The organism is Actinosynnema sp. (assembly GCF_052038725.1).
The window spans coordinates 1-3,022 of sequence record NZ_JBQGCX010000308.1; the positions used below are offsets into that span (position 1 = coordinate 1).

The window sequence follows — 3,022 nt, forward strand, 5'->3', positions numbered from 1 at the left end:
TGGGTCACCTGGCTGCGCGGCGCCTACCCCGACCTCGTCGTCCGCTCCGTGCTGACCAGGAGCGCCCTGCGCTTCACCACCGAGCAGGCCATGAGCGCGCTGACCGGTCACGAGGCGCACCTGGACGAGTGGCCCGCCGGGGCGCCGCCCAGGGCGCTGCACGTGGACCTGGCCGAGTGGGCGGACGCGATCATCGTGCACCCGGCGTCCGCGCACTACGTGGCCCGCGCCGCGCTGGGCCTGGCCGACACGCCCAGCCTGCTGGTGCTGCACGCCTCCTCCGCCCCCATCGCCATCGCGCCGTCGCTGCCGCCGGGCCTGGAGGACAACCCCGTGTACCGGGCGAACCTGGACCTGCTGGCCCGGCGCCCCAACGTCGTCGTCTCGGCGACCAGGCAGGCCAGGAGCGCCACCACCGGCCGTTCCGACGCGCGCGGAGCAGCTCCGCTCACCACCGCCCTGCGCGACGTCGAAGAACTGCTGCGGAAACTCTCCGAATTTTCCGGGAAAGCGGCCGGATAAAGCTTCGGAAGGTTGACCGCCCATACTCGTGGCGGGCAGGATGTGAGTTGTCGGGCCAGTGAGGCGAAATGCCGGGAAAGAATTCACCGGATGCCCCCGTGCGCCCCCGAGGAGATTGATCCGCTCAACCACAACGGTGGACTTCGGAGTTCTTGCCATGACTGCTGCCGCTCGTCAGGTCTACTGCTTCGCGGACCGGGTGTTCTTCGAGACCCCGGACCGCTGGCAGCGCGGTGACGCGCCGCTGCGGGTGGCGACCAGGTCCGCGCCGCCCGGCTGGGTCCGGACGCCCAAGGGCTTCTGGACCCACCTGCGGCCCGCCGGGGCGGTCCTGCCCGACCAGGGCTGGAAGGTGCACGTCTCGGCCCGCTGGCAGGACGTCGACGCGGCCTGCGACGCGGTGTGGGACTACTGCGTGCGGGAGGGCGTCGCCTTCAAGCACCTGGCGAGCGCCGAGACCTACCTGGCGGTCAACTCCAAGTACGCCCCCAGGCCCGCCAGCGGCAAGCTGCTCACCCTCTACCCGGTCGACGAGGCGCGGTTGCACCGCGTCCTGCTGGACCTGGAGCGCGAGTTGGCCGACGTGCGCGGTCCCGACGTGCTCAGCGACCTGCGCTGGGGCGCCTCGCCGCTGCACGTGCGCTACGGGGCCTTCGCCGAGGCGCACTGCCTGGACTCCTCCGGAGAATTCGTCCCAGCCCTGCGCGGCCCGGACGGGGAACTGGTCCCGGATCGTCGGAGACCGTTCTTCGAAGTTCCCGGCTGGGTTGTCAGGCCCGAATTTCTGGCTGATTCTCCGAAGTTCTCGAAAAAATCCTTCCCGTATCGCGTGAGCAAAGCGCTGCACTTTTCCAATGGTGGTGGCGTCTACCTCGCCGAGCGCCTTTCCGACGGCCGCAGGGTCGTGCTCAAGGAGGCCCGCGCCCTCACCGGCCTCGACCGGGGCCGCACCGACGCGGCCACCCGGCTCGAGCGCGAGCACCGGGCCCTGGTCCTGCTCGACGGCGTGCCCGGCGTCCCCGCCTGCCACGGCGTGGTCAGCGCGGGCGGCAGCGACTTCCTCGTCGTCGACCACGTCGAAGGCGCCAACCTGTGGGTCTGGATGGCCAAGAACCACCCCATGATCCTGTTCGACGAGCCGGACGAGGCCACCTGCCGCGACTACGCCGAGCGCGCCCTGGAGCTGATGGACCGGGTCGAGGCCGTCCTCGCCGACGTGCACGCCAGGGGCCTGGGCTTCGGCGACCTGCACTTCGGCAACGTCCTGGTCCGCCCGGACGGCGGGGTCAGCCTGGTCGACTTCGAGATGGCCCACGACCTGTCCGATCCCGACTACACCCCGGACATGGGCACGATGGGCTTCATCGCGGGCAAGGGCGCGCGCGGCGCCCGCATCGACGAGTACGCCCTCGCCGCCCTGCGCTGCGCGCTGCTGTTCCCGCTGGAGAAGATGCGGGTGTTCGACCCGGCCAAGCTGGAGCAGCAGCTCGCCGTCATCGCCGAACGCCTGGGCGTGGCCCCCGAGCGCCTCGACGACGTCCGAGCCACCCTGTCCGACCCGGTGCTGCGCCCCGAGACGCCCCCGGAACTGGGCTCGCTGCCCCTGGAGGTCGACCTCGACACCGCCGAGCCCGACTGGGCCGAGGCGATCCGCTCCATGCGCCGCGCCGTGCTCGCCTGCGCCACCCCCGAGCGCGCCGACCGGCTCTTCCCAGGGGACTCGGCCCAGTTCCGCACCGGCGGAGCCACGAACCTGGCGCACGGCGCCTCGGGCGTGCTCTGGGCCCTCGCCCAGACCGGGCACCGCTCACCCGAGCACGAGCAGTGGCTGCTGGACGCGGTCCGCCGGGGTGGCGACCAACCACCGGGCTTCTGCACCGGGGCGCACGGCGTCGCCCACGTGCTCGACCACCTCGGCCACCACGACGCGGCCACCCCGCTGCTGGAGCGCGCCACCGCCCGCACCGGCGAGCTGACCGCGATCGGCCTGGCCACGGGCCTCGCGGGCGCGGGCCTGAACCTGCTGCACTTCGCCCGCTCCCGAGACGACCGGGCGCTGCGCCGGGCCGCGCTGCTCGCGGCGGACCGGCTCGCCGACGCGCTGGAGCGCACCGCGTCCACCCCGGACAAGGCGCCCACCGGCGGCGAGCTGAAAGCGGGCCTGATGCACGGCTGGTCCGCAGCCGCCCTGCTCTTCCTGCGCCTGCACGAGGACACCGGCGATCCCGCCCACCTCGACCTGGCCCGCCGCGCCCTGCACCGCGATCTGGACAAGTGCGTGCGGACCGCCTCCGGCGCCCTCCAGGTCGAGGAGCGCGGCGTGCGCACCCTGGCCTACCTGGACGTGGGCAGCGCGGGCATCGCCTTGGTCGCGGACGAGCTGCTGGCCGCGTGCCGCGACGAGCGCGTCGAACGCGCCCTGCCCGCCCTGCTGACCGCCTGCGGCAGCGAGTTCGTCCTCCAACCGCAGCTGTTCACCGGCAGGGCCGGGCCAGGCCTC

General features: G+C 72.9%; 2 protein-coding genes. Both read left to right on the top strand.

Translation table 11 applies throughout. The annotated features are described in order from the left end of the window. Window positions 1-522, top strand: a 522-nt coding sequence (locus ACTUAL_RS06095; protein WP_440899554.1) for a flavoprotein, incomplete at its 5' end; no start/stop codon positions are given. Between the two features lie 157 nt (window positions 523-679). Continuing rightward, window positions 680-3,022: class III lanthionine synthetase LanKC (gene lanKC / locus ACTUAL_RS06100; RefSeq protein WP_440899555.1), on the top strand; the 2,343-nt coding region annotated here is incomplete at its 3' end.